Consider the following 21,607-nt stretch of genomic DNA (forward strand, 5'->3'; position numbering starts at 1 on the left):
GAAAAGTAGTGTCTGGCAGAGAGGAAGGGATTCGAACCCTCGATGAGTTTCCCCATACACGAGTTCCAGTCGTGCGCCTTCGACCACTCGGCCACCTCTCTATCATTGTCTTCTTGAAAATCAGCAAAGCTAATCTTTCAATTCATCTCACTAAAGCTTCGCCCTTGGCTCAGGTTATAGTTATGATTGTTGTTTGAAGATATTACGTAGATTATTAACACCCCTCCCCAGATCCCTGCGGCACACAGTAAAGAAAGGTGGGCTGCTACGTTCCCGTCCTGACCCGTTGTCTTTCAGTTCCGTTGCACAGGTCTGAAAAGAGGCATCGAAATTTTAGCTAAAGCTAGCTTATATTACTCTTCAGCATTGATGACACTCCATTCATTAAAAGGGATCGCTTCAAAGTAGAGCTTTTCTATATGATAGTCGTAGGTATTGGCCACTGTGACAATGGTCACTTTTTTTATCCCGTATTTTTTGTAGATAGAGAACTTGCCTTGGGACTTTACCCAGAGACTCTCCTCACTCTCAAATGGAGCAGGTATGATCAGTTCGTCGTTTTTTGTTACATATCCATGTACCCCGAGTGTCTGTACCTCAATGCCGTGTTTTATAAGCGCCAAGGCGATCATCGTATCAAACTGTAAGATAAAAGGCTGTCCTAGGGTAAGGTACTTGGCAAATGCAAAGTCAAAAAGCAACATTTTTTTTCCGGATTTTTGATATCTGTCTTCGATGAATAAAACGAGTTTCTCCTGAGTAAAGAGCTTCATTGTTTTGTAAAGCCAGTCCTTGGAGACTTTAAACTTTTCCTTTGCAAAGGTGTAGATCTGATGGGTAGTCAGGTGTTTGGTATGGTGTTGTGCGAGTACTAGAAGCAGTTTCTGCTCATTGGCATCAAAAGCGCTTTTCAAAAAGTTCTTCATTACTAAGGTATTTGTTTTTTGTGACCTTGCGATCATTGGCAGGGTACCAGAGCGTAGAAAGTGATTAAAGCCACTGCTCTGAGAAACACTGGTCTCAAAGGCTAGAAACTCTTCATAGTCCAAAGGGAAAAGCTCGACAGGAGTAAACTCTTTATGATGAAGCGGTATGCGTGAGAGAACAATGAGCCTTTCCACATTTGGGAAGGAAGGAAGATAGCCTTCCCTGTAATGATCAAGTATGAGCAAGGTGATGCCCTCACGGTCGATGTAATGTTGGAGTGCTAAAGTCGTAAGGGGGTTGAATATCAAATTGGGATCTTCCAGGTCTATATAGAGTGTCGTCTCTTCATTCTCTTCTTGCATCAGATCAAGGATCATGGTCGTTTTCCCTGAACCACGTGCACCATAGAGGTTGATGTCACCTTTGAGAGGCAATTGGCATTTTCTTGGAACATAATTGACAATGCTATAACGCTGATTTTGATAATATTCGAGTAATTCCATGACCAGTCCTGCCTCATAGTTTCCTTTTTATAAGGAAATATTTTTCAATATTGTAGCGTTTTTAGACTAAAAAGTATTGCACCTTTCAAAAACTTTGGGTATAATTCGCGTTCCTAAATTTATGTTAGAGGGTTTAACCCCTGTGTTTAGGCACGTACTAACGAGTTCTTTTAAAGGTAAAATATGGAAAAAATTAGATTAAAGCTTAAAGCTTACGATCACAGAGTATTAGACAGATCAGTTGCTGCTATCATCGATGCAGTTAAACGTACAGGTGCAGAGATTAGAGGGCCAATTCCAATGCCAACTAAATTGAAGCGTTATACTGTTCTTAAATCACCACACGTTAACAAAGATTCACGTGAGCAGTTTGAGATCAGAATTCATGGAAGAATGATCGACATCGTTTCGGCGACTTCAGATACTATCGATTCACTTATGAAGTTGGATCTAGCACCTGAAATCGAAGTTGAAATCAGATCAATGGATAAGTAGGAGTAGAAAATGGAATTTATTGTAGAAAAAATTGGTATGAGCAGAACTGTTGACGTACCAGCTGTTCCAGTTACACTTCTTAAAGTTATTGATACGAAAGTTTGTGAAGTGAGAGAAGACGGTAAAGCACTTGTTGCATATAACTCTAGCAAAAAACTTAACAAGAGCATCGAAGGTCAGCAGACTAAATACGGTGTATCTAAAGAGTTTAACAAATTTATGACGATCGAAGTGGCTGAAGGTACTGAAGCTGGTGATCTTAGCACGGCTGCATTGGCTGAAACATCTGTAGTGAAAACATCTCTTGATACTAAAGGTAGAGGTTTCCAAGGTGGTATGAAGCGTCACGGTTTTGGTGGTGGACCTGGTTCACACGGACATAGATTTGGTAGAAGAATCGGTTCAATCGGTAACGCAGAGTGGCCTGGTCGTGTAATGCCTGGTAAAAAAATGCCTGGACAATATGGTAACACACAAGTTACTGTTAAAAATGATGTAATGTCATTTGATGCTGAAAACGGTATCTTAGTATTAAAAGGTTCAATTCCTGGTCACAATGGGGCTAGAGGATTGGTAAGGATAGTTAAATAATGAAAACAACAGTAATTAAAACAACAGACCTTCCACAGTCTTTTTTGGAAGTGCACCCGCATAACCTTTACCTTTATTGTAAAGCATATGCTGCAGGTCTTCGAGCAAATACTGCACAGACTAAGAACAGATCTGCTGTAAGCGGTGGTGGTAAGAAGCCATGGGCTCAAAAAGGTGGCGGACGTGCAAGAGCAGGTTCATTAAGATCACCTGTATTTGTAGGCGGTGGTGTTGCATTTGGTCCAAGTACAAACAAAAACTATGACCAAAAAGTGAACAAAAAGCAAAAGAAACTTGCGCTTTATCATGCTCTAGCAGAGATGGCAGCGAATGAAAGACTTTTTGTTGTTGACAACATTGAGATCGCATCAGGTAAAACAAAAGATGCATCAGCATTCGTGAACGGGCTTGGGCAGAGAGATGTACTTGTAGTAAAAGAGATGATCGATGATAAGACTTTCTTAGCATTCAGAAATCTTCAGAACGCATATCTTATTGAATCAAATGAGCTTAATGCTTATCTTGCTGCTGCATATCACTCAATTGTGATTGAAAAAGCACTATTTGACAAATTGACGAAAGAGGCTTAAGATGGCAGATATTACAGATATTAAATCAATTATGTATACAGAGAAGAGTTTGGCTCTTCAAGAAGATGGTGTCATCGTAGTTCAAACGACTCCAAGAATGACTAAAAATGGTCTTAAAGAAGTATTTAAAGAGTTCTTCGGGATCAATCCACTTAGCGTAAACTCAATGAGAGTAAACGGTAAAGTGAAAAGATTTAGAGGCGTTGAAGGAAAAAGACCAGACTTGAAAAAGTTCTATGTGAAGCTTCCAGAAGATGCAAAAATCGAAAGTTTAGCGGTATAAGGATAGAAGATGGCAATTAAAACATATAAACCAACCACACCTTCTCGTCGTTATATGACTAACCTTGACAGTGGTGATATCACTGCTAAAGCAAGCGTTAGAGCTCTACTTAAGAATCTTCCGAGATCAGCAGGTAGAAACAGTAACGGTAGAATCACTTCTCGTCACAGAGAAGCAGGTGCTAAAAAACTATATAGAATCATCGATTTTAAAAGAAATAAATTTAACATCGAAGGTACAGTAGCAACTGTTGAGTACGACCCATACAGAAACTGTAGAATCTGTCTTATCAAATATGTTGATGGTGACAGAAGATATGTACTTCAACCAAAAGGACTTAATGTAGGTGATAAGATCATGTCAGCTGAGTCAGGACTTGATATCAAGACTGGTAATGCAATGAAATTGATGAACATCCCAGTAGGTACATTGGTTCACAACATTGAATTGAATCCTGGTCATGGTGGTCAGATCGCACGTTCAGCGGGTGGTTATGCACAGATCATGGGTAGAGATGGTAAATACGTTTCACTTAGACTTCCATCTGGTGAAATGAGATATGTACTTGGTGCATGTCTTGCAACAATCGGTACTGTTGGTAACGAAGATTTCTCAAATATCGTTATCGGTAAAGCTGGTAGAAGCAGACACCTTGGTATCAGACCACAAACACGTGGTTCTGCGATGAACCCTATCGATCACCCACACGGTGGTGGTGAAGGTAAAACAAACTCAGGACGTCATCCAGTATCTCCATGGGGTACTCCGGCTAAAGGGTTTAAAACTCGTAAGAAAAAAGCTAGTGATAAGTTAATTATCTCTAAGCGTAAAAAGTAAGGGGCTAAGATATGGCAAGATCGACAAAAAAAGGTCCATTCATCGATGGTCACCTAATGAAAAAAGTGCTTAAAGCAAAAGAAGAAGGTTCAAACAAACCTATTAAAACTTGGTCAAGAAGATCAGTGATCTTCCCTGAGTTTATCGGTTTGACAATCAACGTTCACAATGGTAGACAATTTGTACCAGTATTTGTAACTGAAAACCATGTAGGTTACAAATTGGGTGAATTTGCACCAACAAGAACATTTAAGGGCCATAAAGGTTCTGTACAGAAGAAGGTAGGTTAATTATGAGTAGAGCATTATTAAAATTCGTAAGAGTATCACCTACTAAAGCTAGACTTATCGCTAGAGAAGTTCAGGGTATGAATGCTGAGCTTGCTCTTGCAGCACTTGAGTTTATGCCTAATAAAGCAGCGGGTATCGTTTCTAAAGTAATTGCATCTGCAGTTGCTAACGGTGATTTTGAGCCAGAAGAAGTGGTGATCACTTCTTGTAGAGTTGATAAAGCAGCGGTAATGAAAAGATGGAGACCAAGAGCTAGAGGTACAGCTTCTAGAATCATTAAACCAACAGCGCACATTTTAGTTGAAGTTGGCGTAGCTGAAAAAACTGGGGAGGACGCATAATATGGGTCAAAAAGTAAATCCTATAGGTCTTAGACTTGGAATCAACAGAAACTGGGAATCAAGATGGTTCCCTGCAAAAGGTAGAGCACCTGAATTTATCGCAGAAGATCATAAAATCAGAAAATACCTTAAAAAAGAACTTTTCTATGCGGGTGTTTCTAACATCATCATCGAAAGAACAGTAAAAAAGTTAAGAGTAAATATCGTAACGGCTAGACCTGGTATCATTATCGGGAAAAAAGGTGCAGATATTGAAAAATTGAAAGCAACACTTATCAAAATGCTTGGTAAAGATGTAGCGATCAACATCAAAGAAGAGAAGCGTCCTCAAGCTTCAGGTCAATTAGCAGCTGAAAATGTTGCAACACAACTTGAAAGAAGAGTTGCGTTTAGACGTGCAATGAAAAAAGTGATCCAAGGTGCACTTAAATCAGGTGCAAAAGGGATCAAGATCTCTGTATCTGGTCGTCTTGGTGGTGCTGAAATGGCAAGAACTGAGTGGTACCTAGAGGGTAGAGTTCCTCTTCATACACTTAGAGCGAAGATCGATTACGGTTTTGCTGAAGCGCATACGACTTATGGAATCATTGGTATTAAAGTTTGGATCTTCAAAGGTGAAGTTCTTGCTAAAGGTATCCAAGCTGAGCCACAAGAAGAGAAAAAAGGTGGTAGAAAGCCATCTAGAAAAAGAGGTGAATAATCATGCTAATGCCTAAAAGAACTAAATGGAGAAAGCAGATGAAAGGCCGCAACCGCGGTAAATCTTTCAGAGGTAACAAAATTGAGTTTGGTGATATCGCGATCAAAGCAACTGAAGCTGGTAGAATCGATTCTAGACAGATCGAAGCTGCGCGTATTACAATGACTAGAAAAATTTCAAGAACAGGTAAAACTTGGATCAGAGTTTTCCCTGACAAACCACTTACAGCTAAACCACTTGAAACAAGAATGGGTAAAGGTAAAGGTGGAGTTGACAAATGGGTAATGAACATCAAGCCAGGTAGAATTATTTTCGAAATGGCAGGCGTTGAAGAAACACTTGCAAGAGCAGCGTTAACACTTGCGATTCATAAAATGCCATTTAAGTGTAAAATTATCACTTCAAAGGATAGTAATGAACTATATTGATTTAAAAGATAAAAGTGAAGCAGAACTTACTGCAATGCTTAAAGAGAAAAAACTTGAATTGTTTACGTTAAATGCAAAGCAAAAGACTATGCAGCTTACAAACACTTCTGAGTTAAGAGTAGCGAAAAAAGATATCGCTAGAATTCAAACAGCATTAACTGCTGCTAGATCGAAGTAAAGGGTCAGACATGCCAAAAAGACAAATACAAGGTACTGTGATCAAAAAAGCTGGAGAAAAAACTGCAACTGTTCTAGTTGAAAGAAGAGTTCTTCACCCAAGATATCACAAGACTGTAAAAAGATTTAAAAAATATCTTATTCACGATGAGAAGAACGACATCAATGTTGGAGATACAGTGAGCGCTATCGAATGTAGACCACTTTCAAAAACAAAAAGCTTCAGACTTCTTGAAATCGTGAAGAGAGGAGAAGTGTAATGATCCAAGGTTTTACAAGATTAAATGTAGCAGATAACTCTGGTGCGAAAGAGATCATGTGTATCAAGGTTCTTGGTGGATCTAAAAGAAGATATGCATCAGTAGGTGACGTGATCGTTGCTTCTGTGAAGAAAGCACTTCCTACTGGAAAAGTAAAAAAAGGTAAAGTTGTTAAAGCAGTTGTTGTTAGAACTAAAAAAGAGATTCAGAGAGAAAATGGGTCACTTATCAGATTTGACGACAATGCAGCAGTAATTATCGATGATAAAAGAGAGCCAATAGGTACACGTATCTTTGGTCCTGTAAGTCGTGAAACAAGATATGCAGGTTTTATGAAAATTGTATCACTTGCACCGGAGGTATGGTAATGGCTAAAACATTCAAGATCAAAAAAGGTGACCAGGTAATGGTTATCGCTGGTGATGACAAAGGTACAGTTGGAGAAGTTCTTCAAGTACTTACAAAAAAAGATGCAGTAATCGTTGCAGGTTGTAAAACAGCTAAAAAAGCTGTAAAACCAAGCGAAGAAAATAAAGAGGGTGGATTTGTGAACAAAGAAATGCCGATCCATATCTCAAATGTAAAAAAAGTAGAGGGTTAATCCTATGAGTAGAATGAAGCAAAAGTACAATGACATCGTTCCTGCGCTCAGAGAAGAGTGTGGGGTTACAAATGCGATGCAGACTCCGAAGCTTGAAAAGATAGTTATCTCTGTTGGTGCCGGTGAAGAAGGTAAGGACACTAAGCTAATTGCAAATATGGCAGATACTATCTCACTGATCGCTGGTCAAAAAGCGATCATCGTGAATGCAAAAAAATCTGTTGCAGGATTTAAAGCCAGAGAAGGTGCTCCAAGTGGTATTAAAGTAACACTTAGAGGTGAAAACATGTATAACTTCTTTGATAAACTTGTATCTATTGCTCTTCCAAGAGTAAAAGACTTTAGAGGTACACCAAGAAAAGGTTTTGACGGGCGTGGTAACTACAACTTCGGTCTTCAAGAGCAATTGATGTTCCCAGAGGTTGTATTTGATAAAGTGATCAAGACACATGGTATGAACATCACTATCGTAACAAGTACTGAAGATGATAAACAAGCATTCACGCTTTTAGAAAAGCTTGGTATGCCTTTCGCTAAAGGGAGAACTAATGGCTAAGAAATCAATGATAGCTAAGCAAAAGAGAAAAGCAAAATTCTCTACGCAAGCATATACAAGATGTAACATTTGTGGTAGACCTCACTCAGTATACAGAGACTTCGGTATTTGTCGTGTGTGTTTAAGAAAAATGGCCAATGAAGGTCTAATCCCTGGTATGCGTAAAGCAAGCTGGTAAGGAGCAGAAAAGATGATGACAGACATAATTGCAGACTCTCTTACTCGTATAAGAAATGCTGCGCAAAGAAGACTAGACGTAACAACACTTCTTCACTCAAACACGATTGAAGCAACCGTATCTATTTTTGTAGACAAAGGTTACCTTGAGAGTTACAAAGTAAAAGAAGATGGAAACAAAAAAACAATAAAAGTAGTTCTTAAATATGATGAGAATGAAAAAAGCGTGATCAATGAGATCAAAAAAATCTCTAAGCCTGGTAGACGTGTTCACCAAGGTAAAGATGAGATTAGAACATTTAAAAATGGTTACGGTACTTTGGTTGTTTCAACAAGCCAAGGTGTTCTTGCTAACGATGAAGCGTTTAAACGTGGAATCGGTGGTGAAGTAATCTGTAGTATTTGGTAAGGAATAAAAGATGTCAAGAATAGGAAAAAGACCAGTAACTGTGGCAAGTGGTATTGAAGTATCACTAGACGGTACGACTCTCGTGGCTAAAAAAGGCAATCTTGAAAAGAGACTTGAAACTCATGGTAGAGTTGGGATCAGTATTGATGGTTCAGAAGTGACTTTTGAAAGAAAAGGTGATGAAAAACAAGATGCAGCGTACTGGGGAACATACAGAGCGCTTTTCAACAATATCATCATTGGTTTGGACCAAGGATACACTAAATCTTTAGAGATCAATGGTGTTGGTTACAGAGCAGCTGTTCAAGGTAAAGTACTTAACCTTCAATTGGGTCACTCACATGATATTAACTTTGATATCCCTGAGGGACTTGAAATCACAGTTGAGAAAAACGTGATCACTGTAAAAGGTACAGATAAGCAAGCAGTGGGTCAAGCTGCTGCTGAGATTAGAGATTTCAGACCACCAGAGCCATATAAAGGTAAAGGTGTGAAGTATACTGATGAAGTGATCATCAGAAAAGCTGGTAAAGCAGCTGGTAAGTAAGGAGCGGTAGATGTTAAAAAGTATTCAAAAAAGAAAAAATAAACTTCGCGCTCAAAGAAAAGCTAGAGTAAGAGGTAAGATCTTCGGTACAGAGACAAACCCAAGATTGACTGTATTTAAGTCAAACAAGCATTTTTATACTCAAGCTATTGATGATACTACTGGAACTACTCTTGCTTCTGCAGATGGTAGAAAGCTTGGTCTTAAAGCAAACCAGGAAGATGTAAAAAAAGTAGCTGCTGAGATGGCTAAAAACCTTGCTTCTAAAAACATTGAAACTGTTGTTTTCGACAGAAATGGTTACCTTTACCACGGTGTTGTTGCATCATTCGCTGATGCACTTAGAGAAGCCGGAATCAAGTTTTAAGGAATCATGATGGAAGAAATAGAAAAAGAATTTGAAGAAGTAATCGTTAATATCGGTCGTGTTACCAAAGTTGTTAAGGGTGGTAGAAGATTTAGATTTACTGCACTTGTAGTGATCGGTGACAGAAACGGTACAGTTGGATACGGATTTGGTAAAGCCAAAGAAGTTCCTGATGCGATTAAAAAAGCGGTTGATGATGCTCACAAAAACCTTGTGAAAGTAAACATCAAAGGTACAACACTCGCACATGATATCGAGCACAAATTCAACGCAAGTAGAATCGTGCTTAGACCAGCGAGTGAAGGTACAGGTGTTATCGCCGGTGGTGCTGCGAGACCAGTACTTGAGCTTGCAGGGGTAAAAGATGTCCTTTCAAAATCAATCGGTTCTAACAACCCAAATAACCTAGTAAGAGCGACAATCCAAGCACTTACTAGAATCAAAGCGTAAGGGGTAAAGTATGGGTTTACATAATTTACAACCTGCTCCAGGTTCAACTCGTAACAGAAAAAGAGTTGGTCGTGGTCAAGGTTCAGGAACAGGTAAAACAGCTGGACGTGGTCAAAAAGGTCAAAAAGCTAGATCTGGTTACAAAAGAAAAAGAGGTTTTGAAGGTGGTCAAATGCCACTTTATAAAAGATTGCCTAAGATAGGTTTCACTTCTACAGTTGAAAAACCATATGTGATCAATGTAGAAAAGATCAAAGCAATCGCTGAACTTTCTGAGATTACGCTTGAAACGATCAAGTCAGTTCATAAGTTACAGAAGAATGTAACGAAAGTGAAGTTGATTGGTGCTAGCGCAAAAGATCTTGCTGCTAAGATCAAAGACGACGCTGTTACAACAAGCGGAAAATAATTATGGGCAATGCTTTAACTCAAAAAATCCTAATTACTTTAGGATTCCTTTTTGCGTACAGAGTTTTAGCCTATATCCCAACTCCAGGTGTTGATTTGAATGTGATCAAAGAGTTCTTTGATAGCAATTCAAACAATGCCCTTGGGCTAATGAATATGTTCTCTGGTAATGCCGTTGAACGTTTAAGTATCATCTCTTTAGGTATTATGCCTTATATTACTGCTTCCATCGTTATGGAACTTCTCGCAGCAACTTTCCCCGCACTTGGTCAAATGAAAAAAGAACGTGACGGTATGCAAAAGTATATGCAGATCATTCGATATTTCACAATTTTTATTACCGTAGTACAAGCTATTGGTGTATCTATGGGACTTCAGAGTATGACAGGAAGAGCTGGACAGAGTGCAGTGATGATCGATCCTATGATGTTTACAGTGATTACGACTTTCTCTATGCTGGCAGGTACGATGTTGTTGATGTGGATCGGTGAACAGATCACACAAAAAGGTATTGGTAACGGTATTTCACTGATTATCTTTGCTGGTATTGTGTCTGGACTACCATCTGCTATAGGAAATACAGTAAGAGCGGTAAATGCAGGTGAGATGAACTTCTTAGTTGTGCTTGGTATTTTGGCAATTATGCTGATCACTATCTTGGCGATTATCTATGTAGAACTTGGTGAGAGAAGAGTACCTATCTCGTATTCAAGAAAGACCATCATGCAGAATCAGACAAAGAGAGTGATGAACTATATTCCTGTGAAAGTAAACCTTTCAGGTGTTATTCCTCCTATCTTTGCTTCTGCAGTATTGATGTTCCCATTGACTATGTTGCAGTCGAGCACTACACCATTTCTTGTAGCGATCGCTGATTCATTGGCACCAGGAGGGATCACATTCAATGTGGTGACTTTCTTGTTGGTGATGTTCTTTGCATTTTTTTATGCATCCATTGCATTTAATGCCAAAGACATCGCAGACAATCTGAAAAGACAAGGTGGTTTCATCCCTGGTGTTAGACCGGGTGAGCATACCAAAGAGTTCTTGAATGAAGTTGCAAGTAGGCTAACGGGGTCAGGTGCAGTATACCTTGCGATCATTTCTACAGTACCATTTATGGTTATCTCTGGAATGGGCGCATCTTTCTATTTTGGTGGGGTTGCTGTACTTATTATCGTTCAAGTCGCACTCGATACTATGAGAAAAATCGAAGCACAAAGAACAATGAATCAATATGATACATTGGGTAATGTAGGTCTGTAATGGCTATTGCTATTAGAAAACCTGATGAGATCGCTAAGCTCAAGAGGGCTGGCGAGATCGTTGGAAAAACACTTCAATATCTTCAAAATACAATCAAACCAGGTATGACACTGAAAGAAATCGATGCTTTAGGTGAAGCGTATATCCGTGAACATGGTGCTGTACCATCGTTTAAGGGATTGTATGGTTTTACCGGTTCTGTATGTACTTCAGTCAATGAGGTATGTATCCATGGTATCCCTACAGATAGAGTAGTAGAAGAGGGTGATATTCTCGGTTTGGATATCGGTACAAAACTGGATGGTTATTTTGGTGATGCTGCGATCACAATGGCAGTGGGTAAAATATCTACTGAAGATGAAGCACTGATCAAATGTTCAAAAGGCGCTCTTTATCATGCAATAGATTCTATCAGAGAAGGTATGCGTTTTAAAGAATTGTCAAAGGTTCTTGAAGACTATATCGTATCAGCAGGGTATGTTCCATTGCGTGATTATTGTGGTCACGGTATCGGTACGAAAGCACATGATGAACCAAATATACCTAACTATCTTGAGGGCAAAGCAAACCAGGGACCTAAAATTAAAAATGGTATGGTCTTCTGTTTAGAGCCTATGGTATGTCAAAAAAGCGGTACTCCGGTAGTGCTTGAGGACAAATGGTCAGTCATCAGTGAGGATCAACTCAGATCAGCTCACTATGAGCACACGGTTGCAGTGGTAGACGGTAAAGCTATCATATTGACTGAAGCGTAAGCTTCATGATTTTGACACAAGATAAGAAACTAAAGTAGAAAATTCATAAAGGAATACAATGGCTAAAGATGATGTTATTGAGATTGACGGTAAAGTAGTTGAAGCATTGCCAAATGCGACATTCAGAGTTGAATTGGATAATGGTCACATTGTCCTTTGTCATATCGCTGGTAAGATGAGAATGCACTATATTAAAATTCTTCCGGGTGACAAAGTAAAAGTAGAACTTACGCCTTACAGCCTGGATAAAGGTCGTATCACATTTAGATACAAATAATGAGTATACTGTGATCTCCAAACGATAGAGATCACAGTTTCTTTCTATAGTTTTACTCTTAATAGACTATAATATAGCAATGCGAAAAATAACTCTAAATACCTCTTTGGTAAAAATCATACTTCTTTCCTCTTTTATTTTTATTTTTTTAGAACTATTTGCTTCCTTAATCATATGGAAAATGTATGAAGATAAACGGGCTGCAGTTTTTGAACGAAAAGTAAAAGTTTTTAACGATGTCTACAATAGTACACGTAAATCTTACTCGAAGATCACAAAACTACTTCATGATGAAATTATTAATACCACTGAGGTCATTGATCTGTTCAAACAGGCTAAAGATGCCAGTCCTGAAGAGCAGCAAGTCATACGTCTTACTTTATATAAATTATTGATCCCAACATATGAAAGCCTTAAATCGATCAATATCAGACAGTTACATTTTCACCTGCCCAATGTGAGTAGTTTTTTACGTTTTCATAAACCCGAGAAATATGGGGACTCATTGTTAGGGATAAGGCACTCTCTTGAAATAGTGAATAAAGAGAGGAGATATGTAGAAGGATTTGAGGAAGGAAGAATATATAACGGTTTTCGTTATGTCTACCCGCTCTTTGATGAAGAAAAGAGATATATAGGTAGTGTTGAAACCTCCCTCTCCTTCAAAGCATTAAGTAATGATATAGAAGAGACTCTTGGTGATGAAATAGACTTTATACTTAAAAAATCAATTGTGGAAAAAAAAGTATGGAAAGAGGAACAAAGCAACTATATAACAAGCCAGATCAACGATCAGTACATGAATGAAAGTGGAGATGCATATATTCCCATAGTTTCCAAGTATCAGAAGATCAATCAATCTATTTCGAAAGAAGTGACACAAAAAATGCAAAGCCAGACAGGGTTTTCTATTTGTAAAGATCAAACGATTGTCACCTTTATCCCCATCAGCAATGTTGAGGGAGATAGAAATGCAGCGTATCTCATAAGTTATGAAAATTCTGAAGAGATAAGCACCATTGCTAAAGATGCTTTGACCCTAATGGTGATATCTACCCTCATTCTATTGATTTTATCCATGCTTATTTTTGTAGTACTACAAAAAATTTCAAAGATCAATGAGATAGCTACGTATGACAGTCTTACCGGAGCTTACAATAGAAATACTATGAGTGAACTATTGGAATATGAACTGGAACGCATGGAACGTAAACATAAGCCACTCTCTATTCTCTACATTGATATAGATGATTTTAAATCAGTCAATGATAAGTATGGACATGAAAAGGGTGACTTTGTTTTGAAAGAAGTTGTTGATCTTATGATACAGAAACTAAGAAAGAGTGACCGTTTAGGACGATGGGGAGGAGAAGAGTTCCTTGTTATGTTGCCAGAAACAGATGAAGAGGAGGCGGTATTGGTCGCTGAAAAACTACGTGAAGTGATTTCCATGGGTGACTATCAAATAGCCAGAGAGGTTACCTGCAGTTTTGGGGTAGCAACACATATTGATGAGGAGAACCTTGATAGTATGATTGCCAGAGCCGACAGATATCTGTATAAAGCAAAAAAAGAGGGTAAAAATAGGGTAGTATCTCACTTATAATGATCTAGAATATGTACATATTATATGTATAAGAAAAAATTAATACAAATCTGGGTATAATCCTCCTCCCTATTACCATTAGGCTTTTAGGAAACTGCGCGAAGAATCTTTGATTAAGCCGCACCGATTACTCAAGGGTTGGATTATGATACATCAATAATCCACGCAAAACAGGGGTGTTTCTAAAACACTCTAGGTGCACAAATATATCGTAGGAGTAACCAATGAAGGTTAGACCATCAGTGAAAAAAATGTGTGATGACTGTAAAGTTATTAAACGCAAAGGTATCGTACGCGTGATTTGTAAAAATCCAAAACATAAACAAAGACAAGGATAAACATGGCACGTATTGCAGGTGTTGATTTACCACAAAAGAAAAGAATGGAGTATGCACTTACTTACATTTACGGAATTGGGTTGACAACTTCAAGAAAAATTCTTGATAGAACAGGTGTTGATTATAACAAAAGAGTACACGAACTTACAGATGCTGAAGCAGCAACAATTCGTAATGATATTCAAGAAAATGTTATGGTTGAAGGTGATCTTAGAAAAAAAGTGACTTTAGATATCAAAGCACTTATGGATCTAGGTTCATATAGAGGTCTCAGACATAGAAAAGGTCTACCAGTGCGTGGACAAAAAACAAAGACAAATGCGCGTACAAGAAAAGGTAAGCGTAAAACTGTCGGTGCGGCATAAGGAGTAGGTTAGATGGCTAAGAAAAAAGCAAAAAAAAGTATTGCTAAAGGTGTAGTATACGTAGCTGCAACTTTCAATAACACTGTGATCACAGTGACTGACGAAATGGGAAATGTTATCTCTTGGAGCAGTGCAGGTGCACTCGGTTTCAAAGGTAGCAAAAAATCAACTCCTTTTGCAGCGACTGAAGCTGTAGCTGATGCAATGTCAAAAGCAATGGAAAATGGTATTAAAGAAGTAGGGATCAAAGTTCAGGGTCCTGGTTCAGGTAGAGATACTGCAGTTAAAGCAATTGGTGCAACAGAAGGTATTCGTGTAACATTCTTAAAAGATATTACACCACTTCCACACAATGGTTGTAGACCACCTAAGAAGAGAAGGGTATAAGCATGGCAAGATATAGAGGTCCAGTTGAAAGACTAGAAAGAAGACTTGGTGTTGATCTTGGGTTAAAAGGTGAGAGAAGACTCGCTGGTAAAAGTGCATTGGAAAAAAGACCATATGCACCAGGACAACATGGACAAAGAAGAACAAAGATCAGTGAATATGGTCTTCAACTTCAAGAGAAGCAAAAAGCTAAATTTATGTATGGTGTAAGTGAAAAACAATTTAGAGCACTTTATAAAGAAGCAAACTCAAAAGAGGGTAACACAGGTTCTATCCTTATCCAACTTCTTGAGCAAAGACTTGATAATGTTGTTTACAGAATGGGATTCGCTACAACTAGAGCATCGGCAAGACAATTCGTAAACCACGGACATGTACTTGTAGATGGGAAAAGAGTAGATATCCCTTCATTTAGAGTTAAAGCAGGTCAAAAAATCGAGATTAGAGAGAAAAGTAAAACGAATCCTCAGATCCTTAGATCTATCGAACTTACAAATCAAACTGGTATGGTTGATTGGGTTGATATGGACAAAGAAAAACTTTTTGGTCTATTCACAAGAATTCCGGAGAGAGAAGAGATCGCAATCCCAGTTGAAGAGCGTCTAATCGTTGAGCTATACTCTAAATAATACATACATAAGTTAAAGGCTATTAATGAGAAAAATTAAAATTGCACCATTTATGCCAACGGAAGTGGAAGTAAATGAGATCAGTGCTAATCGTGCTGAGATCGTTGCTTATCCTTTTGAGAGCGGTTATGCTGTTACACTTGCACATCCACTAAGAAGACTGATCTTAGGTTCTTCTATCGGGTATGCACCTATTTCGATCAAGATCGAAGGTGCGGCACATGAGTTTGATAACATCAGAGGTATGCATGAAGATGTGGCTGTATTTATTATCAACCTAAAGAACATTCGTTTTAAAATAAAAGATGAAAGTGACAGAGTTGAATTGAAATACAGTTTCTCTGGTCACAAAGAAGTGACAGCACAAGACCTGAACAATGATCAAATTGAAGTTGTAAATGGTGATCTGCCACTTGCAACACTAAATGAAGATGCAGAGCTGAACTTTACAGTGGTTATCTCAAAAGGTATTGGTTATGTTCCAAGTGAAGACCTTAGAGATGATGTTGAAAGTGACAGCATTGCACTTGATGCTTTCTTTACTCCGGTAAGAAAAGCGAATTATAAGATTGATCCTGTACTTGTAGAGGACAATCCTAATTTTGAAAAGATCACATTCGATATTGAAACAGATGGTCAGATCGGTCCGGTTGAAGCATTTACAAATGCATTGGAAGTAATGAATAAGCAACTTTCTGTTTTTAATACGGTACTGGATCTAGATATCTCAGTAGCACCGGTGAAAAGAAACAGTGACGATAGCGAACTTAAACCTTTCATGCAGACTGTAGATAGTCTTGGCCTGAGTGCAAGATCATTCAATTCACTTGATAGAGCTGGATTAAAGTTCCTTGGTGAGTTGGTATTGATGAGTGAAAATGAGATTAAAAATATCAAAAATCTTGGTAAAAAATCTTTAGATGAAATCTCTGAGTGTCTCGTAGAGCACGGATTTGGTCCAGATTTTGAACTTTCAGATGTTACAAGAGTGAATCTTGTAAAGAAAATAGAACAACTTAAAGCATAGTTGTTACAGTAAAGGAATATTATGAGACATAAGCATGGTTACCGTAAATTAAACAGAACGTCTGCTCATAGAGCGGCGCTTCTTAAAAACCTATCAATTGCTTTGACAAAAGAGGGTAGAATTGAGACTACATTGCCAAAAGCTAAAGAGCTTAGAAGTTATTTTGAAAAGCTTATCACGAAAGCTTCTTCTGGTGATTTTAATGCACACAGAGCAATTTTTGCAATGTTACAACACAAAGAGTGTACAAATACGATTGTAAACGAAATCGCACCAAAGTATGCAGACAGAAACGGTGGATATACAAGAATTATTAAAACACGTATGAGAAAAGGTGATTCAGCACCTATGGCAATTATCGAACTCGTATAATTACCTCTGAAACTTCAGTATTTCAAGGCTTTGCCTTGAATACACTCCACTACCTCAATAAATCATTAAACAATTCAAACACCATTGACAAAGTAATACTTTTAGTGTATAACACACTTAAATAACATAGTAACAAAGATTTTACTATGATTTTGTTATAATAATTTTATGAGATGTCTCTATGATAGAGATGCAAATTAAGGAGAAACATTGATACCATTTACAGATGAAGAACTAGAACCTGCCGTAATGAACGTAATAGACAAGGTAAGACCTTCTATCAAACTTGATGGAGGGGATATAGCATTGATCGCCATTAAAGATGGAAGAGTCTTTGTACAGCTTCAAGGCGCATGTGTTGGTTGCGGCAGTTCAGGTACAACGATCAAGTTCGGTGTAGAGAGACAAATGCAAACACTGATTCACCCTGAGATCACTGTAGTCAATGTACCTGCAGGTTTTGAAGACAAATTGGATCAATTGTAATTTAAAATGAGCAAAATAAGTCAAGATTTACTATTGAAAAGGGCCGAAAGCGAGTTTCTACAGGGAGACTATGCCAAGGCACTTCGAAGTTACGGGTTGATCTTAAGAGATTACCCTACGTTAGATGAAGCAAAAATAGGCGTATACTTGAGTGATCTAGGGATAGAGAGTCAAGAAGAAGCGCAGGCTCTGTTTGACTACTATCAGATGATCAAAAATGAGAAAGAGAATGCTGTAGATATCATCGATGGGCTTATTGAGAATCTAGACAGTTCAAAACATAAGTTGCAAGAACTTTTGGTTGAACCCTTGGAAGAACAGATAGAGTATGGAGATGGTATACGTTATAGTGATTTCCTGGAACTTGTAAAGAGCAGGGGCAGCTTCAAAAAGACATTTGAAGATATTATGTTTTCGACCAAAGTCGTGATCACGAATAAAGAAGAGTTTATAGATTTTGTTACACAGCTTGCGAACGAGGGTTTTGATGAGATGGCACTAGGATACCTGGATGCTTCATCAAGCCTCTTTGGAAATGATCAGGATATACTTGCACTTTACCATGTGGTTCGAGGACAAAAATAGTGAAATTGGATTTCCAAAAAGATGGTTATCTTTTTTTGACTGATGATACAAGTAAACTCGATACAGATACGATTTTTTTAAAAACGGCACAAAACAGCCACTATTATGAACAATTAGAACCGAAACCAGAAACACTGACAGTCGATGAACTGATCTCTTTCTGGGGTCTAGATAAGATGAAAGTGGTAGGTGTGACCGGTACCAACGGTAAAACGACTGTAACCGCGGCCATCTACTCTTTTTTGCTTGATTTGAATGAAAAGCCGGCACTGCAAGGTACGCGTGGTCTATTTGCGCAAGAGAAGCGTATAGAAGAGAAGAGCATGACCACACCTTCCATCCTGGAAACCCTGTATAATATGAAGCAGACGATGGATATGGGGTGCAACTACTTCATCATGGAAGTGAGTTCCCACGCGATAGATCAAAACCGTATAGAGGGGCTAACTTTTGCCCTTAAGGTGCATACGAATGTCACTTCTGACCATTTGGATTATCATGGGACTGTTGAAGAGTATAGACGTGTGAAGAGTCTCTTTTTTGCAGATGAATCGCCCAAACTGCTCAATAAAGATGATATCAAGAACATTACGTATAACCCCATAGGTGCACAGAGTTACGGTGTAGATGAACCGGCAACCTTTAAAGTACAGGCGTTTTCTTTGTTGAATGGTATCACGGCAGGGATCAAACACCTACAGGCCGAAGCGACATTCCACTCTCCTATGGTTGGGCTTTTTAACCTTTTTAATCTTATGGCGGCCATAGGTTCGGTACAGATGTTGACGGGAAGAAGCATAGAAGAGATATGTGAAGTGGTGGAGTACTTTGCAGGGGTTTCAGGGCGTATGGAAGTGGTGAGTCGAGACCCGCTTGTGATCGTAGATTTTGCACATACGGATGATGGTATGTATCAAGTGCTTGATTCGATGAAAGACAGAGATATCTCTGTGGTCTTTGGTGCAGGCGGAAACCGTGATAAAGAGAAACGTCCTCGTATGGGTGCAGTTGCAGGTAGATATGCAAACAAGATCTATGTGACAAGTGATAACCCTCGAGATGAAGTGCCTGAAATGATACTTGAAGATATCTTATTAGGATTGCATGGTAAAGACCATGTCACTGCTACACCAGACAGGAGACTTGCCATAAAAATGGCACTTGATGCACTGGAAGAGAATGAAGTACTACTCATACTTGGTAAAGGGGATGAGGACTATCAGGAGATCAAAGGGGTGAAGTATCCTTTTGATGACAGGGAAGTGGTACGAGAACTGCTAAAAGAAAGAGCGTAGTTCACTTTTTATGATATAGCTTGTCAAGCGCCCTTAAATTATGTATTTAAACTTCAATTAAGTAAATCGGAGTAAAATACTCCCAATTAAACTTTAAAGGATTATCATGGTACCAGGTACTATACCACAACCAGCATTTTATATCTTCAAATGTCAGCAGTCGGCACCTCCGGGGATGCCAAAACCATCTTGTGTGAAAGCAGACGATCAAGAGTCTCAAGAACTTTTTCAATATCTCGCACAGAAATTGATGCAAAAAGGGATAATGCCAGCAGTAACCCCTATCCAGACAGGGTGTCTTAACCGTTGTCAACTAGGCCCGGTAATGCTTGTAGAACCAGGGCATACAATGTATGTAGGTTTGACAAAAGAGAAAATGGACAGAATTATCGATGAGCATATCATCGGTGGAAATGTTGTAGAAGAGTATGTGATCCCAGCTGAAATGTGGGGAGAACCTCTATCACCAGCAAGTATGGCTCGTTAAATTTTTATACCCATCTCTTTAAGGTCGCATGACTTCATCGTGCGACTTCCCAATTCCCCCACAATTTCAGTATAATATTACTATATAGGGGATTTTGGTATAATCCCAATAATTTTTATGAAATAAATAGGAATAATTATGAATATTACAATGCTTTATTCTAAAATACATAGAGCGACCGTAACAGATGCAAACTTGAATTATGTAGGCTCTATTACCATTGATCAAGAACTTTTAGATGCAGCAAATATGCGTGTCGGACAAAAAATAGATATCGTGAATGTTAATAACGGTGAGCGTTTTTCAACCTATATCATTCCTGGTGAACCAGGTAAAAAAGATATCTGTTTGAATGGTGCAGCAGCCAGAAAAGTACATAAAGGTGATAAGATCATCATTATTGCATATGCAACGATGAGTGAAGAAGAAGCAGATGCACACCTACCGAAAATTGTCATACTGGATGATGACAATAGTATCGCAGAAGAGTTTGAGGGCTTAGAATAATGTTTGAAGGCTTTGACTTGAGCAACATGGGCAAGATGATGGAGCAGATGCAAGAAAAAGCAAAAGAGATACAAGAACAAGCTAAAAATATACAATTTACCGCGAAAGCAGGCGGTGGTCTTATTGAACTTACTGCAAACGGTGCAGGCGAAGTGATAGATCTCACGATAGATGATTCTCTGCTTGAAGACAAAGAGTCTTTACAGATACTGCTCATCTCAGCGATGAATGACGTCAATAAAATGATAGAAGACAATAAAAAGTCTCAGGCGATGGGTATGATGGGTGGAATGAACCCGTTCGGGTCTTAATTTTATTTAGCGGTTCTTGTCAACAAGATAGTTGAACTCTTTTGAGTTCTTCAGTTTTACAATCGTCTTGCACGTCAGTGAATGTTTTCCTTCTTTTTTCACTGCTTTTTGAAGCATTTTACTTATTTTCATCTTTTTCCTTTCAATTGATATTTTCTCTTTCGAGACAAGGTAATACTATACTACAGTGATAACAAAATGGTAACTTAAAGAAAATATTTACACCTGCTACTAAGGTGTATATTTTTCTAAACGGTCACTCTTTTACATTATACGGAGACAGATACTTTTTCTTACTTTCCAGTTATTTCTTTTCATAGAAGTATTTTTCTTTTTCCAAATATGACATAACCATTTGATAACAAAATTGTTACCACTATGTTTCCACAATGTTTCCATTTTTCGTCACTATTCTGCAAACAAAACCAAGGTTGGTTTAAATTATGTTTAAGGAAATTGAAATGATAAACTTGAAAACAATTGCACTGTCAGCAGTTGCTATAGCAATAATGAATGGTTGTGGGGATACAACAGTGACATATGGTGATTCTACTGTTACCATCACTGGTGATACGCTTGCTACAGGCGGTACAACTGGCAGCACAACTACTAATACAACACCTACTAGTTTTGACACTATTTTGGCAGCTGCTAAATTTTTACCTCAAAAAACCCTTGCCGGTGACATTAGTACCTCTATGACATTAACAAATGATACACTTTGGGTACTTGATGGATTGGCAGTGGTAAAACCAGGTGTAACACTTACTGTAGAGCCAGGAACAGTGATCGCAGGTTTAGCAGGCACAGGAGATGCAACATCTTACATGATAGTGGATAAAAATGCTGAAATAATTGCAGATGGTACTGCGGATAAACCAATCATCTTTACTTCTATGCAACGTGTAGAAGATCCTACAAATTTGGATGTGGGTCAGTGGGGTGGATTGACACTGATAGGAAATGCAGGAAATGAT

39 protein-coding genes, 1 tRNA gene and 1 other RNA gene are annotated in these 21,607 nt (G+C 38.4%); 37 read left to right on the forward strand and 4 right to left on the reverse strand.

Annotated features, from left to right (window positions below; all coding sequences use genetic code 11):
- Positions 1–13: 13 nt before the first annotated feature.
- The 3 genes from PF327_RS10910 to PF327_RS10920 form a co-directional block, all read right to left on the reverse strand.
- Positions 14–101 (reverse strand) — tRNA-Ser (locus tag PF327_RS10910).
- A 120-nt stretch (positions 102–221) separates the two neighbouring features.
- Positions 222–319, reverse strand: an RNA gene (ffs, locus tag PF327_RS10915) — signal recognition particle sRNA small type.
- A 34-nt stretch (positions 320–353) separates the two neighbouring features.
- Positions 354–1,430, reverse strand: coding sequence for an AAA family ATPase (locus PF327_RS10920; protein WP_289402605.1), 1,077 nt, complete (start codon positions 1,428–1,430; stop codon positions 354–356).
- 183 nt (positions 1,431–1,613) lie between these two features.
- Between PF327_RS10920 and rpsJ the strand changes: the two genes are divergently transcribed.
- From rpsJ to PF327_RS11100, 36 genes are all read left to right on the forward strand, one after another.
- Positions 1,614–1,925, forward strand: a complete 312-nt coding sequence (gene rpsJ, locus PF327_RS10925) for a 30S ribosomal protein S10 (RefSeq protein ID WP_008244860.1) — start codon at positions 1,614–1,616, stop codon at positions 1,923–1,925.
- Between the two features lie 9 nt (positions 1,926–1,934).
- Positions 1,935–2,516 carry a 50S ribosomal protein L3 gene (gene rplC, locus PF327_RS10930; protein WP_008244859.1) on the forward strand — a complete coding sequence of 194 codons (582 nt, stop codon included), beginning with the start codon at positions 1,935–1,937 and terminating at the stop codon, positions 2,514–2,516.
- The gene (gene rplD, locus PF327_RS10935) at positions 2,516–3,106 is read left to right on the forward strand and encodes a 50S ribosomal protein L4 (RefSeq protein WP_008244858.1); all 591 of its coding nucleotides are present in this window, start codon (positions 2,516–2,518) and stop codon (positions 3,104–3,106) included. The genes rplC and rplD overlap by 1 nt, the downstream gene beginning before the upstream one ends.
- 1 nt (position 3,107) lies before the next feature.
- A complete protein-coding gene (locus PF327_RS10940; protein WP_008244857.1) occupies positions 3,108–3,389 on the forward strand; it encodes a 50S ribosomal protein L23 in 282 nt (93 codons plus the stop codon).
- Between the two features lie 9 nt (positions 3,390–3,398).
- Positions 3,399–4,226, forward strand: a complete 828-nt coding sequence (gene rplB / locus PF327_RS10945) for a 50S ribosomal protein L2 (protein ID WP_008244856.1) — start codon at positions 3,399–3,401, stop codon at positions 4,224–4,226.
- 11 nt (positions 4,227–4,237) lie between these two features.
- Positions 4,238–4,516 carry a 30S ribosomal protein S19 gene (gene rpsS / locus PF327_RS10950; RefSeq protein WP_008244855.1) on the forward strand — a complete coding sequence of 93 codons (279 nt, stop codon included), beginning with the start codon at positions 4,238–4,240 and terminating at the stop codon, positions 4,514–4,516.
- A 2-nt stretch (positions 4,517–4,518) separates the two neighbouring features.
- Complete coding sequence (rplV, locus tag PF327_RS10955) at positions 4,519–4,857, forward strand: 50S ribosomal protein L22 (protein ID WP_008244854.1); 339 nt, start codon at positions 4,519–4,521, stop codon at positions 4,855–4,857.
- 1 nt (position 4,858) lies between these two features.
- The gene (gene rpsC, locus PF327_RS10960) at positions 4,859–5,557 is read left to right on the forward strand and encodes a 30S ribosomal protein S3 (protein ID WP_248575925.1); all 699 of its coding nucleotides are present in this window, start codon (positions 4,859–4,861) and stop codon (positions 5,555–5,557) included.
- 2 nt (positions 5,558–5,559) lie between these two features.
- A complete protein-coding gene (gene rplP / locus PF327_RS10965) occupies positions 5,560–5,985 on the forward strand; it encodes a 50S ribosomal protein L16 (RefSeq protein ID WP_248575924.1) in 426 nt (141 codons plus the stop codon).
- On the forward strand, positions 5,972–6,163 hold the full coding sequence (gene rpmC / locus PF327_RS10970; protein WP_248575923.1) for a 50S ribosomal protein L29: 192 nt from the start codon (positions 5,972–5,974) through the stop codon (positions 6,161–6,163). Before rplP ends, rpmC begins: the two co-directional genes overlap by 14 nt.
- 10 nt (positions 6,164–6,173) lie before the next feature.
- The gene (gene rpsQ, locus PF327_RS10975) at positions 6,174–6,422 is read left to right on the forward strand and encodes a 30S ribosomal protein S17 (protein WP_008244849.1); all 249 of its coding nucleotides are present in this window, start codon (positions 6,174–6,176) and stop codon (positions 6,420–6,422) included.
- Positions 6,422–6,790: a 50S ribosomal protein L14 gene (gene rplN / locus PF327_RS10980; protein WP_008244848.1), complete on the forward strand. Its 369-nt coding sequence runs from the start codon at positions 6,422–6,424 to the stop codon at positions 6,788–6,790. Before rpsQ ends, rplN begins: the two co-directional genes overlap by 1 nt.
- Positions 6,790–7,023 (forward strand): 50S ribosomal protein L24, encoded by a 234-nt coding sequence (gene rplX, locus PF327_RS10985; protein WP_289402610.1) that lies wholly within the window; start codon positions 6,790–6,792, stop codon positions 7,021–7,023. The genes rplN and rplX overlap by 1 nt, the downstream gene beginning before the upstream one ends.
- A gap of 4 nt (positions 7,024–7,027) precedes the next feature.
- On the forward strand, positions 7,028–7,579 hold the full coding sequence (gene rplE, locus PF327_RS10990; RefSeq protein WP_289402611.1) for a 50S ribosomal protein L5: 552 nt from the start codon (positions 7,028–7,030) through the stop codon (positions 7,577–7,579).
- Positions 7,572–7,757, forward strand: a complete 186-nt coding sequence (locus tag PF327_RS10995; RefSeq protein WP_008244845.1) for a type Z 30S ribosomal protein S14 — start codon at positions 7,572–7,574, stop codon at positions 7,755–7,757. The genes rplE and PF327_RS10995 overlap by 8 nt, the downstream gene beginning before the upstream one ends.
- 12 nt (positions 7,758–7,769) lie before the next feature.
- Entirely contained in the window at positions 7,770–8,165 is a 396-nt protein-coding gene (rpsH, locus tag PF327_RS11000; RefSeq protein WP_289402612.1) for a 30S ribosomal protein S8, read from the forward strand.
- Between the two features lie 10 nt (positions 8,166–8,175).
- Positions 8,176–8,712, forward strand: coding sequence for a 50S ribosomal protein L6 (gene rplF, locus PF327_RS11005; RefSeq protein ID WP_289402613.1), 537 nt, complete (start codon positions 8,176–8,178; stop codon positions 8,710–8,712).
- A 10-nt stretch (positions 8,713–8,722) separates the two neighbouring features.
- The gene (rplR, locus tag PF327_RS11010) at positions 8,723–9,079 is read left to right on the forward strand and encodes a 50S ribosomal protein L18 (protein WP_289402614.1); all 357 of its coding nucleotides are present in this window, start codon (positions 8,723–8,725) and stop codon (positions 9,077–9,079) included.
- A gap of 9 nt (positions 9,080–9,088) precedes the next feature.
- Positions 9,089–9,529: a 30S ribosomal protein S5 gene (gene rpsE, locus PF327_RS11015; RefSeq protein ID WP_008244839.1), complete on the forward strand. Its 441-nt coding sequence runs from the start codon at positions 9,089–9,091 to the stop codon at positions 9,527–9,529.
- Positions 9,530–9,539: 10 nt separating this feature from the next.
- Entirely contained in the window at positions 9,540–9,938 is a 399-nt protein-coding gene (gene rplO, locus PF327_RS11020; protein WP_008244836.1) for a 50S ribosomal protein L15, read from the forward strand.
- A 2-nt stretch (positions 9,939–9,940) separates the two neighbouring features.
- Entirely contained in the window at positions 9,941–11,203 is a 1,263-nt protein-coding gene (gene secY, locus PF327_RS11025) for a preprotein translocase subunit SecY (RefSeq protein ID WP_289402615.1), read from the forward strand.
- Positions 11,203–11,958 carry a type I methionyl aminopeptidase gene (gene map / locus PF327_RS11030; protein ID WP_289402616.1) on the forward strand — a complete coding sequence of 252 codons (756 nt, stop codon included), beginning with the start codon at positions 11,203–11,205 and terminating at the stop codon, positions 11,956–11,958. Before secY ends, map begins: the two co-directional genes overlap by 1 nt.
- A 58-nt stretch (positions 11,959–12,016) precedes the next feature.
- On the forward strand, positions 12,017–12,235 hold the full coding sequence (gene infA / locus PF327_RS11035) for a translation initiation factor IF-1 (protein WP_008244832.1): 219 nt from the start codon (positions 12,017–12,019) through the stop codon (positions 12,233–12,235).
- A 181-nt stretch (positions 12,236–12,416) separates the two neighbouring features.
- A complete protein-coding gene (locus tag PF327_RS11040) occupies positions 12,417–13,841 on the forward strand; it encodes a sensor domain-containing diguanylate cyclase (RefSeq protein WP_289402617.1) in 1,425 nt (474 codons plus the stop codon).
- A 224-nt stretch (positions 13,842–14,065) separates the two neighbouring features.
- Positions 14,066–14,179: a 50S ribosomal protein L36 gene (gene rpmJ, locus PF327_RS11045; RefSeq protein WP_008244830.1), complete on the forward strand. Its 114-nt coding sequence runs from the start codon at positions 14,066–14,068 to the stop codon at positions 14,177–14,179.
- A gap of 2 nt (positions 14,180–14,181) precedes the next feature.
- Entirely contained in the window at positions 14,182–14,544 is a 363-nt protein-coding gene (gene rpsM, locus PF327_RS11050; RefSeq protein ID WP_008244829.1) for a 30S ribosomal protein S13, read from the forward strand.
- Between the two features lie 12 nt (positions 14,545–14,556).
- Positions 14,557–14,931: a 30S ribosomal protein S11 gene (gene rpsK / locus PF327_RS11055; RefSeq protein ID WP_008244828.1), complete on the forward strand. Its 375-nt coding sequence runs from the start codon at positions 14,557–14,559 to the stop codon at positions 14,929–14,931.
- A 2-nt stretch (positions 14,932–14,933) separates the two neighbouring features.
- On the forward strand, positions 14,934–15,560 hold the full coding sequence (gene rpsD / locus PF327_RS11060; RefSeq protein ID WP_008244827.1) for a 30S ribosomal protein S4: 627 nt from the start codon (positions 14,934–14,936) through the stop codon (positions 15,558–15,560).
- Positions 15,561–15,585: 25 nt separating this feature from the next.
- Complete coding sequence (locus PF327_RS11065) at positions 15,586–16,587, forward strand: DNA-directed RNA polymerase subunit alpha (protein WP_008244825.1); 1,002 nt, start codon at positions 15,586–15,588, stop codon at positions 16,585–16,587.
- A 21-nt stretch (positions 16,588–16,608) separates the two neighbouring features.
- Positions 16,609–16,959, forward strand: a complete 351-nt coding sequence (gene rplQ, locus PF327_RS11070; protein ID WP_289402618.1) for a 50S ribosomal protein L17 — start codon at positions 16,609–16,611, stop codon at positions 16,957–16,959.
- A 210-nt stretch (positions 16,960–17,169) separates the two neighbouring features.
- On the forward strand, positions 17,170–17,445 hold the full coding sequence (locus PF327_RS11075) for a NifU family protein (protein WP_008244822.1): 276 nt from the start codon (positions 17,170–17,172) through the stop codon (positions 17,443–17,445).
- A 33-nt stretch (positions 17,446–17,478) separates the two neighbouring features.
- Entirely contained in the window at positions 17,479–18,030 is a 552-nt protein-coding gene (locus tag PF327_RS11080; protein WP_289402619.1) for a hypothetical protein, read from the forward strand.
- Entirely contained in the window at positions 18,030–19,325 is a 1,296-nt protein-coding gene (locus PF327_RS11085) for a UDP-N-acetylmuramoyl-L-alanyl-D-glutamate--2,6-diaminopimelate ligase (protein ID WP_289402620.1), read from the forward strand. Before PF327_RS11080 ends, PF327_RS11085 begins: the two co-directional genes overlap by 1 nt.
- A gap of 106 nt (positions 19,326–19,431) precedes the next feature.
- A complete protein-coding gene (locus PF327_RS11090; protein ID WP_008244815.1) occupies positions 19,432–19,812 on the forward strand; it encodes a (2Fe-2S) ferredoxin domain-containing protein in 381 nt (126 codons plus the stop codon).
- A gap of 138 nt (positions 19,813–19,950) precedes the next feature.
- On the forward strand, positions 19,951–20,319 hold the full coding sequence (gene panD, locus PF327_RS11095; protein ID WP_008244812.1) for an aspartate 1-decarboxylase: 369 nt from the start codon (positions 19,951–19,953) through the stop codon (positions 20,317–20,319).
- Positions 20,319–20,630, forward strand: a complete 312-nt coding sequence (locus PF327_RS11100; protein ID WP_289402621.1) for a YbaB/EbfC family nucleoid-associated protein — start codon at positions 20,319–20,321, stop codon at positions 20,628–20,630. Before panD ends, PF327_RS11100 begins: the two co-directional genes overlap by 1 nt.
- 6 nt (positions 20,631–20,636) lie before the next feature.
- Here PF327_RS11100 and PF327_RS11105 read toward each other — a convergent pair whose 3' ends face one another.
- Positions 20,637–20,762 (reverse strand): hypothetical protein, encoded by a 126-nt coding sequence (locus tag PF327_RS11105; protein WP_255344737.1) that lies wholly within the window; start codon positions 20,760–20,762, stop codon positions 20,637–20,639.
- Positions 20,763–21,091: 329 nt separating this feature from the next.
- Between PF327_RS11105 and PF327_RS11110 the strand changes: the two genes are divergently transcribed.
- Positions 21,092–21,607 (forward strand): beta-helix domain-containing protein (locus PF327_RS11110; RefSeq protein ID WP_289402623.1); only part of this gene is annotated, 516 nt, incomplete at its 3' end.

Origin of the sequence: Sulfurovum xiamenensis (genome assembly GCF_030347995.1) — a bacterium.
Classification (GTDB): domain Bacteria; phylum Campylobacterota; class Campylobacteria; order Campylobacterales; family Sulfurovaceae; genus Sulfurovum; species Sulfurovum xiamenensis.

Bases quoted from the DNA above. Each gene is read 5' to 3' on its own strand.
- PF327_RS11090 (WP_008244815.1), top strand. From the start codon at position 19,432: ATGGTACCAGGTACTATACCACAACCAGCATTTTATATCTTCAAATGT.
- rplB (WP_008244856.1), top strand. From the start codon at position 3,399: ATGGCAATTAAAACATATAAACCAACCACACCTTCTCGTCGTTATATG.
- rpmC (WP_248575923.1), top strand. From the start codon at position 5,972: ATGAACTATATTGATTTAAAAGATAAAAGTGAAGCAGAACTTACTGCA.
- PF327_RS11065 (WP_008244825.1), top strand. From the start codon at position 15,586: ATGAGAAAAATTAAAATTGCACCATTTATGCCAACGGAAGTGGAAGTA.
- rpsD (WP_008244827.1), top strand. From the start codon at position 14,934: ATGGCAAGATATAGAGGTCCAGTTGAAAGACTAGAAAGAAGACTTGGT.
- secY (WP_289402615.1), top strand. From the start codon at position 9,941: ATGGGCAATGCTTTAACTCAAAAAATCCTAATTACTTTAGGATTCCTT.
- PF327_RS11040 (WP_289402617.1), top strand. From the start codon at position 12,417: ATGTATGAAGATAAACGGGCTGCAGTTTTTGAACGAAAAGTAAAAGTT.
- rplR (WP_289402614.1), top strand. From the start codon at position 8,723: ATGTTAAAAAGTATTCAAAAAAGAAAAAATAAACTTCGCGCTCAAAGA.
- PF327_RS10940 (WP_008244857.1), top strand. From the start codon at position 3,108: ATGGCAGATATTACAGATATTAAATCAATTATGTATACAGAGAAGAGT.
- infA (WP_008244832.1), top strand. From the start codon at position 12,017: ATGGCTAAAGATGATGTTATTGAGATTGACGGTAAAGTAGTTGAAGCA.
- rpmJ (WP_008244830.1), top strand. From the start codon at position 14,066: ATGAAGGTTAGACCATCAGTGAAAAAAATGTGTGATGACTGTAAAGTT.
- PF327_RS10920 (WP_289402605.1), bottom strand. From the start codon at position 1,430: ATGGAATTACTCGAATATTATCAAAATCAGCGTTATAGCATTGTCAAT.
- PF327_RS11105 (WP_255344737.1), bottom strand. From the start codon at position 20,762: ATGAAAATAAGTAAAATGCTTCAAAAAGCAGTGAAAAAAGAAGGAAAA.
- rplD (WP_008244858.1), top strand. From the start codon at position 2,516: ATGAAAACAACAGTAATTAAAACAACAGACCTTCCACAGTCTTTTTTG.
- rpsS (WP_008244855.1), top strand. From the start codon at position 4,238: ATGGCAAGATCGACAAAAAAAGGTCCATTCATCGATGGTCACCTAATG.
- PF327_RS10995 (WP_008244845.1), top strand. From the start codon at position 7,572: ATGGCTAAGAAATCAATGATAGCTAAGCAAAAGAGAAAAGCAAAATTC.
- PF327_RS11100 (WP_289402621.1), top strand. From the start codon at position 20,319: ATGTTTGAAGGCTTTGACTTGAGCAACATGGGCAAGATGATGGAGCAG.
- rplO (WP_008244836.1), top strand. From the start codon at position 9,540: ATGGGTTTACATAATTTACAACCTGCTCCAGGTTCAACTCGTAACAGA.
- rpsH (WP_289402612.1), top strand. From the start codon at position 7,770: ATGATGACAGACATAATTGCAGACTCTCTTACTCGTATAAGAAATGCT.
- rpsC (WP_248575925.1), top strand. From the start codon at position 4,859: ATGGGTCAAAAAGTAAATCCTATAGGTCTTAGACTTGGAATCAACAGA.
- panD (WP_008244812.1), top strand. From the start codon at position 19,951: ATGAATATTACAATGCTTTATTCTAAAATACATAGAGCGACCGTAACA.
- rplV (WP_008244854.1), top strand. From the start codon at position 4,519: ATGAGTAGAGCATTATTAAAATTCGTAAGAGTATCACCTACTAAAGCT.
- rplX (WP_289402610.1), top strand. From the start codon at position 6,790: ATGGCTAAAACATTCAAGATCAAAAAAGGTGACCAGGTAATGGTTATC.
- rplC (WP_008244859.1), top strand. From the start codon at position 1,935: ATGGAATTTATTGTAGAAAAAATTGGTATGAGCAGAACTGTTGACGTA.
- rplP (WP_248575924.1), top strand. From the start codon at position 5,560: ATGCTAATGCCTAAAAGAACTAAATGGAGAAAGCAGATGAAAGGCCGC.
- rpsQ (WP_008244849.1), top strand. From the start codon at position 6,174: ATGCCAAAAAGACAAATACAAGGTACTGTGATCAAAAAAGCTGGAGAA.
- rpsM (WP_008244829.1), top strand. From the start codon at position 14,182: ATGGCACGTATTGCAGGTGTTGATTTACCACAAAAGAAAAGAATGGAG.
- rplQ (WP_289402618.1), top strand. From the start codon at position 16,609: ATGAGACATAAGCATGGTTACCGTAAATTAAACAGAACGTCTGCTCAT.
- rplF (WP_289402613.1), top strand. From the start codon at position 8,176: ATGTCAAGAATAGGAAAAAGACCAGTAACTGTGGCAAGTGGTATTGAA.
- rplE (WP_289402611.1), top strand. From the start codon at position 7,028: ATGAGTAGAATGAAGCAAAAGTACAATGACATCGTTCCTGCGCTCAGA.
- rpsK (WP_008244828.1), top strand. From the start codon at position 14,557: ATGGCTAAGAAAAAAGCAAAAAAAAGTATTGCTAAAGGTGTAGTATAC.
- rplN (WP_008244848.1), top strand. From the start codon at position 6,422: ATGATCCAAGGTTTTACAAGATTAAATGTAGCAGATAACTCTGGTGCG.
- map (WP_289402616.1), top strand. From the start codon at position 11,203: ATGGCTATTGCTATTAGAAAACCTGATGAGATCGCTAAGCTCAAGAGG.
- rpsJ (WP_008244860.1), top strand. From the start codon at position 1,614: ATGGAAAAAATTAGATTAAAGCTTAAAGCTTACGATCACAGAGTATTA.
- rpsE (WP_008244839.1), top strand. From the start codon at position 9,089: ATGGAAGAAATAGAAAAAGAATTTGAAGAAGTAATCGTTAATATCGGT.